Below are 8,351 nucleotides of genomic sequence, written 5' to 3'. Positions count from 1 at the left end.
AGATATTTTTCTTCCCTGTTTGTTTTAGTTAAAGTTCTAAAACGAACAGGGATTTTTTTGTTTATACCCATACTTGATCGTTTTCTTGAGAAAATATCTGTACTGCATACACATTTGCTACAATACTCGATAAACATTTGATTTATATATATAACCAATAATTAAAATGCCTATGAAAAAAGCAATATGAATTTACTGTATTAAAACCAATCAGCTAAAAATATGAGTAATAAAATCATTGAAAAATTTATAAAATGAAAAAAAAGCAAGCTATAATTTTATGTTTTATTTTATCTGTTTTTCCTTTTTTGGTACAGGCCAATAATAATGTTTTTCAGGGGACTGTGACTATTAAAGGAAAGATATTGGATGTAGATGTAAGCCCTATACCAGGCGCTTCAATACTTATAAAAGGTACTACACTGGGAACGGCTACAGATATGGAAGGCGATTATACATTAGCTAATGTTCCTGTCGGAAGCACTTTGCAATTTAGTTCTGTAGGTTATGTGACCCAGGAAATCGTTGTAGAAGCCAATAAAACGACCATTAATGTCCAATTATTGGAAGATACTCAACAACTGGATGAAGTGACTATTGTGGCATTCGGTACGCAAAAGAAAGAAAGTGTTGTTGCTGCAATTACTACTATTTCCCCGAAAAACCTGAAAGCTCCTACCAGTAATCTGACCACGACCTTTGCCGGTCAGATGGCGGGTATGATTTCGTACCAATCTTCAGGAGAACCTGGTGCAGATAATGCCGACTTCTTTATCCGTGGTGTTACCACATTTGGCTATAATGCCGATCCTCTGATCCTGGTAGATAATATTGAAATTGATAAAACGGAATTAGCGCGTATCCAGGCGGATGATATCGAGAGTTTTTCTATCATGAAAGACGCCGCAGCTACGGCGCTTTACGGAGCCCGTGGTGCAAACGGCGTTATTTTTATCAGGACTAAAGAAGGACATTCCGGTAAGGCGCAGTTTACCATCAGGTACGAAACAACCATTTCACAGCCGGCTAAAGAGGTTAAATTAGCCGACCCTGTTACCTATATGAAAATGCACAACGAAGCCATCATTACCCGTGCATTAGGTGATCCCCTGCTTTATTCGGATGAAAAGATAGAGAATACAGAGCTCGGCAGATACCCGATACTCTATCCGGCAACGAACTGGCGTGACGAATTGCTGAAGAAGCAAACCTTGAACCAGCGTGTAAATGTGAACATTAAAGGTGGTGGAAATGTGGCAACATATTATGTGTCAGCCGCTTACTCCAGGGATAATGGTGTTTTGAAAGTCGACTCCAGAAATAATTTTAACAACAATATTAAACTGGATGTATACAGTTTACGTTCCAATGTAAATATAAATGTTACCAAGACGACCGAATTGAAAGTGAGGTTGGACGGAACTTTTGAAGACCTTGAAGGCCCTTATGCCCCGCAGGATCAAACAGGAGGAAACTATATGTACAACCTGATCATGAAAAGTAACCCCGTGTTGTTTCCCGCATATTATCCAGTTGACGAAGACCATAGGTATGTAACTCACACGATGTTCGGTAATGCCGGCGATGGTCAGTACCTGAATCCTTATGCGGAAATGGTGAAAGGGTACCGTGAACGCAGTAAATCGGTAATGGGCGCTCAAGTGGAGTTAAATCAGAAATTAGATTTTCTTCTTGACGGACTTTCTGTCAGGGCGTTATTTAATACCAAACGGGAGGCAACGGACCAGATAGCACGTGAGTATGATCCGTATTTTTATAAATTAATCGATCAGAATTATCTGACCGGAGAATACGAGGTGGCGATCATTAATCCGGACGCCGATGGGGAAAGTCTGTCATCATTCATTTCTCTCCCGGAAATTATAAAAACCACCTATTTTGAATCGGCCGCCCTTTATACCCAGACCTTTCAGGATATACATGATGTGAGCGCCCAATTGATTTTTACCTTGCGAAATAGGACAGTTCCTGCTACTTCATCAGGAACCGTATTAGGATCATTGCCTTTCAGGAATGTGGGCCTGGCCGGAAGGTTATCATACGGATATAAAAGCAGGTATTTCGTAGAAGGTAACTTCGGATACAATGGTTCCGAGCGGTTTTCCACCAAGCATCGCTGGGGATTTTTTCCATCTATCAGCGCAGGATGGATGGTTTCTAACGAGGAATTTTTCGCACCATTGAAATCAACGATCACCCAGTTAAAATTCCGTGGTTCTTATGGGCTTGTAGGTAATGACAATATAAGTAGAGAGCGTTTCCTCTACCTTTCGGATGTGAGCCTTAATTCAGGCAGTACTGCTTATAGATTCGGCTACGAGCAGAATGGTTATATCCGTCCCGGTATTTCTATCAGCCGGTATGCCGATCCCGATATTACCTGGGAAGTATCCCACAAAGCGAATATAGCTATGGAATTATCCCTCTTTGGAAATTTAGACATTGTCTGGGAATACTTTACCGAAAAACGGACGAATATCCTGCAGGATCGTACGACTATTCCCTATTCTATGGGCTTATGGGTGAATCCGAAGGCAAATCTGGGTGAAGTAAAAGGTAAGGGGACGGATCTTTCCGTCACACAAAGTTTAACCGCAGGCAATTTCTGGGTACAGAGCCGTATCAATTTCACATATACCAAAAATAAATATACCAAGTATGAAGATTATGATTATGAAACGGAATGGTGGAAGTTACGCATAGGGAATAATGTTGACCAGATATATGGCTATCTGGCGGAAGGACTGTTTATCGATGATGCCGATGTTGTCAATTCCCCTCAACAATTCGGTAGCACCCAGGTACGGGCCGGCGATATTAAATATCGTGACCTGAACGGTGATGGTGTTATCAGCGATCGCGACATGGCACCCATCGGCTATCCTTCTAAACCTGAAATACAATATGGGTTCGGCGCTTCCATGGGATATAAGGGATTCGATTTTTCCTTTTTCTTTAACGGACTCCATCGCCGGTCGTTTATGATTAATTATAATTCAACATCGCCTTTCTTTAATACTACAGGCACCAATGGTAATCCTGGAAGCGTAGTAGGACATAATTCACTGATGCAATTTATTGCCGACGATTACTGGAGTGAATCCAACCGTAATCCTTATGCGACATGGCCGCGCCTGGCAACTGCAAGAACTCAGGTTACACACAATGATCAAAATAATACATGGTTCCTGCGTGACGGATCGTTTCTGCGTCTTAAATCGGTAGAACTGGGCTATACCTTACCCGAAAGAATCACCCAGAAAATACACATGAGTACCTTACGTGTATACGCTACATGCAATAATGTATTTTATTTTAGCAAATTCAAAGATTGGGATCCGGAAATGGCCGGTAACGGACTGGCATATCCTATTCAGCGTACCTATAACCTGGGTATTTTTATCACATTTTAATCATAGAACAATGAAAAAAATAAAACATATCATTATCATTTTATCGGTTTGTATGGCTTCGGCGTGCGACTACCTCGATATCGTACCCGATATGATCGCCACCATTGAGGATAACGCATTTTCAATGCGTTCGCAGGCTGAAAAGTTCTTTTTTACCTGCTATTCATATTTGCCGGCTGTCGGGGGATACGACGGAGACCCTACATTGCTGGGCGGCGATGAAATCTGGTTGGCTACCGAATATACAGCGGCCAACAATGCCAAATACCTTGCTTTAGGTAATCAAAGGTCCAATAATCCGTACTTTGATTTTTGGCGGACATCAGATAATTTGGGTGGAAAACCACTCTACCGTGGTATCAGCGATTGTAATATCTTTCTTGCCAATATCGGGCGTGTTCCCGATATGACCGAAGATGAACGAAATCGTTGGATAGCTGAAGTTGAAGTAATCAAAACCTGGTTGCATTTTTTTCTGATCAGGATGTACGGGCCTATTCCTATTAAGGATGTGAACCTGGATGTACAGGATGACACTGAGACTACCCATGTATTTCGTAATACCATGGACGAATGTGTGGAATATTGCATCAGTAAAATTGACGCTACTATCAATCGTAACCACCTGATGGTCACAGTTCAGGATCAGGCAACCGAGTTAGGGCGGATCACCAGGGGGGTAGCGCTGATGATGAAAGCCAAAATGCTGGTGACTTTTGCAAGCCCTTTGTACAATGGTAATACGGATTATATCGGCCTGAAGGATAAACGGGGTATCGAGATCTTCAATCCCAATAAAACCGAAGAAGAAAGAAGGGAATTATGGGTACGCGCCGCACAGGCTTGTAAGGATGCCATTGATTTCTATCATAATCCCGATATAGGGATCGATAAGCTGTACCGTTATACCGGTACCCAATTTGGTAATATTTCCGAACAGACGAGGCTTAAGCTCAGTATCAGGGGATCATTTGTGGAAAGGTGGAACGAGGAAGTACTCTGGGCCGATTCCCGTAACTGGCCACAGGCATACCAGTTACAGGCATATCCCAGGGATTTTAATGCGACCAATGCCAGCGGACAGACCTCCAACCGGAACAATTATGCCGTACCATTGAAGATCGTAAATCAATTTTATACCAAGAACGGTGTGCCGATCACCGAAGACAAAACGTGGAATTATAACGAACGTTTCACACCCCGTGTCGCCGGTCTCGACCAATTGTATTACCTGCAGACAGGCGAACGGACAGCCGGAATGTTTTTCGACCGTGAACCCCGTTTGTATGCCAGTGTTGGTTTCGACCGCGGCATCTGGTTCGGTCAGGGCAACACCAGTGAAACAGGGCAGGCGCCCCATGCCCGTGCCGGTGAATATACCCAAAATCAAATCGGGCATTCATGGAATATGACCGGTATGTGGCCTAAAAAACAACTTCACTGGCTGACCGTATGTTCCGCATCTACCACGGTAACCTATACCCTGTATCCGTTTCCGGCCTTTCGTTTGCCTGAACTTTATCTGATGTATGCCGAAGCGCTTAACGAAGCATATAATACACAGGATGCAAGGAATGAGGCCATTAGTTATATCGATATAGTAAGGGATCGAGCCGGTCTGAAAGGAGTAGCCGAGTCATGGAACAATTATTCCAATGATCCCGGAAAATATACGCGCCAAGCCGGCCTCAGGGATATTATCCAACAGGAAACATTGATCGAATTTGTATTTGAAGGACACCGTTTCTGGGATATCCGTCGCTGGAAAACAGCTATGAGCGAATACAATAAACCGATTACCGGTTGGAACCTGACCGCATCAGACCCTGTGGAATATTTTTCCGAAACATGGATATATACCCGTAAATTTACCCCTAAGGATTATTTCTGGCCGATACATGACGGAGAAATTCTGCGAAACAGTAATACACTTCAAAATTACGGTTGGTAACCTTTTAATTATATAATAATGACACGATATATTATTCTATTTATTACAGCCTGTTTATGGCTTTATTCTTGTAAAGAAGATGATTTAAACACTCCTAAGGGGAGTACCGAAGTTCCGAAACAGGTAACGGTTACCGGGGTCAGGGATATCAGCGGGGCTTCCGTTATTTATTACGACCGCCCGAACGACAAGCATCTGAAGTATGTAAAAGCTGTATGGACCACCGATGACGGCATCGAATACGATGCCACAGCCTCGTTCTATACCGACTCTATCCTGGTGGACGGTTTTGGCGCCGAAGGTACATATAATGTAAAACTGTATTCCATCAGCGACGGCGGAACCTATTCCGAACCGGTAGAGGCGACCGTCAATCCGGCTCGTCCTCCATACCTGGTTGCATATGATGAAATGAATATCCTGCCTTACTTTTTAGGTGTCCGTGTTGTTTCTGAAAATGAAACGATGGCGAAACTTACTTTCCGTACCTTTAAAAAAGATACCGTAATGAACGAATATGTCGAAGTAGGTACCGATTATTTGATAAGTCCGAATATACAATTCTATAACAAAGGGCATGCGGCAGATACACTACAACATTTTGGCGTACAGGTCCGCGACCGCTGGGGACACTGGTCCCCGATGAAAGAGGCCTCGGTTAAACCCTGGTTTGAAATGGAATTACCCAAGAATAAATTTGCAGAAGTAGCGTTGTGCAACCTGGATGGTGATGGTTCTTTTGTACCTGACCAGACTGGCCAATTACTACCTTCAAATTTCTGGGGGCATAAGATGCATACCTGGAGCGGTTCCACCACCGGAGTCAGATATTTATGGGATGGAAGCCACACATCAGGAGCATGCTATCATACCAAGCCCCTGGCCCCATTCCCGCAGCATGTGACCATTGATCTCGGAGCCCAGTATATGCTGAGCCGTTTACTGATATGGCCCAGGAATGACGCTGCCAATAAGTTCCGTAACGGGCATCCGCAGATTGTACGCGTATTCGCATCTACATATAATGGTAGTGATCCTACTGAACTGGTGGATGATATCAATGATCCCACCGCCTGGCTGGATCTGGGTATCTTCTACATTTCCCGCGCCGACGGCTCATTCGAGCCGTATCCCGGAAATAACGACCGTTCTGCTGAAGATGATGCATTGATAGAAGCAGGGCATGAAATGGCATTGGATGCTACGGACGGAAAAGTCAGGTATATACGCATCCAGGTTTTGAAATGCTTCTCTACCAATACAATAGCCAATGCAGTTATGATGGCTGAAATAAGTGTTTTCGGTTCAGATAAATAAATTTTCATTCATATTAATTTGTAAAACATGAATAATATCAGATATTTATTCTTATTCCTGATCGTTCTTGCAGGTGCCTGTTCGCCTATAGACGATAATTATAAAGATTTTGTAGACGATGGACCGATCACTTATCTTGCCAAACTGGATGAAGCTGAGTTAATAGCCATTGGCGAACGTAACCGTGTCCGTTTTATGTGGCCTAAATTAGAAGACCCACGTGGTGTTAAGGCTGAAATATACTGGTCGAATAAACAAGGACACCACACGCAACCATTTGATCCTTCTGTAGCAACAGATTTCTATATTAATGATCTGGCTGAAGCTTCTTATATTTTTGAAGTATATATTCTGGACGATGAAGGTAATACTTCTGTTCCTACTTCGGTAACTGCGACAGTGTACGGTTCCGTATGGGAATCATACCTGAATAACCGGAATATTATCAAAAATGACCAGATTGGCGCAGACCGGAAGATCGTATACAGGGAAAATGCCGACCAGACTGTCTTATATACGGATTTTGAGTGGAAACAGGACGGCAATGCTTTTTTCGTACAAATCAATTCTTCTGATACTGTAGGTTACCTGAATGATTTCAAAGCAAGCTCGTTCCGTTACCGTACTTCTTATATTCCAGAAGAAGGCGGCACTGACATTTTTCAGTCCCCCTGGCAGTATTTTGTAATGAATGCAACGGAAGCGGAAATAGATGCCGGATTTGATAAACCGACCAATAGTTTTACTTTGCCTGTACCAAATGATGGCTATTGGACCGGTTATGAATTCCGGTGGGTTGATATCACAACAGGTGAAGAAAAATCGCAATCCACTACCTCCAATACGATTACATTAACAGACTATAATGCGCTTGTAGTCAATTGTCTCAGATTATATCAATTTGATGATGTTTCGGTATCAACTACCATGCAGGAATATACAACAGCAAGGTATTTTGATATGGATAGAACCAATTGGTATGCAGATCCGGAAACAGATAAGGAAACCGGAAATCCTATAGCGACTGTGAATTATAAATCATCGGTAAATGACAAGAATAAGTCTCCGTATTTGTCACATCTTTTACCATACAATAACGCTGCACTCAGTAATACTTCCGGTGATGGGACCAACAGCCCAAGTGCTCATTTTGACAGTGACAGCCGCACATATCTGTCGATGGTAAAAGGTATCGGTACTGATGCTACCGATGGTGCCACACATAGTAATGGTGGAGTCAGCATTACTGAACCCAATGAAAAGCCATGGTTCATTATCCGTTTGGATCCGACTACACCTCAGCAATTTAATTATTTCAGTATGCGTTACAGAGAAAACGGAGGCAACGGAGCTGGTCTGAAACCACAGGGTGTAACTTTCTTTGGTAGTAATGATGATGATTGTATTACAGATGAAAGCAAATGGACGCAGATCAATGCCGAACCGATTGTACCTACAAGCTCAACGGCCGATTCCACTCAACCGACTGATAAAGGCGTATTTGCTCCCGGAGCTAATATGGAAAGCGGAAATGTACCACTTCCTGTAACATCTACCTACAAATATGTCAAAGTAAGGTATGATTTATGGACTTCAGCCAGTAATACCATGCAGATAGCTGATTTCAAGCTGGGCTATTATTATTAATG

At 42.7% G+C, this 8,351-nt stretch carries 4 protein-coding genes; all 4 read left to right on the top strand.

Features of this window, described 5'->3' with window-relative positions:
- Nucleotides 1-254 precede the first annotated feature (254 nt).
- Genes LBQ60_00600 through LBQ60_00585 form a run of 4 tightly spaced genes read left to right on the top strand, consistent with a single transcriptional unit; the run spans nt 255 to nt 8,349 of the window.
- Nucleotides 255-3,434 (top strand): TonB-dependent receptor, encoded by a 3,180-nt coding sequence (locus tag LBQ60_00600; protein MDR2036400.1) that lies wholly within the window; start codon nt 255-257, stop codon nt 3,432-3,434.
- Between the two features lie 10 nt (nt 3,435-3,444).
- Complete coding sequence (locus tag LBQ60_00595; GenBank protein MDR2036399.1) at nt 3,445-5,385, top strand: RagB/SusD family nutrient uptake outer membrane protein; 1,941 nt, start codon at nt 3,445-3,447, stop codon at nt 5,383-5,385.
- A gap of 18 nt (nt 5,386-5,403) precedes the next feature.
- A complete protein-coding gene (locus tag LBQ60_00590; protein MDR2036398.1) occupies nt 5,404-6,702 on the top strand; it encodes a DUF4959 domain-containing protein in 1,299 nt (432 codons plus the stop codon).
- A 27-nt stretch (nt 6,703-6,729) separates the two neighbouring features.
- Nucleotides 6,730-8,349, top strand: a complete 1,620-nt coding sequence (locus LBQ60_00585; protein ID MDR2036397.1) for a DUF4998 domain-containing protein — start codon at nt 6,730-6,732, stop codon at nt 8,347-8,349.
- Nucleotides 8,350-8,351 lie beyond the last annotated feature (2 nt).

The organism is Bacteroidales bacterium, assembly GCA_031275285.1.
In the GTDB taxonomy this organism is placed as follows: domain Bacteria; phylum Bacteroidota; class Bacteroidia; order Bacteroidales; family UBA4181; genus JAIRLS01.
This window is presented reverse-complemented; position numbering and strand designations above follow the sequence as displayed.

Coding starts and splice junctions, on each gene's coding strand:
- LBQ60_00600 (MDR2036400.1), top strand. CDS start 255: ATGAAAAAAAAGCAAGCTATAATTTTATGTTTTATTTTATCTGTTTTT.
- LBQ60_00595 (MDR2036399.1), top strand. CDS start 3,445: ATGAAAAAAATAAAACATATCATTATCATTTTATCGGTTTGTATGGCT.
- LBQ60_00590 (MDR2036398.1), top strand. CDS start 5,404: ATGACACGATATATTATTCTATTTATTACAGCCTGTTTATGGCTTTAT.
- LBQ60_00585 (MDR2036397.1), top strand. CDS start 6,730: ATGAATAATATCAGATATTTATTCTTATTCCTGATCGTTCTTGCAGGT.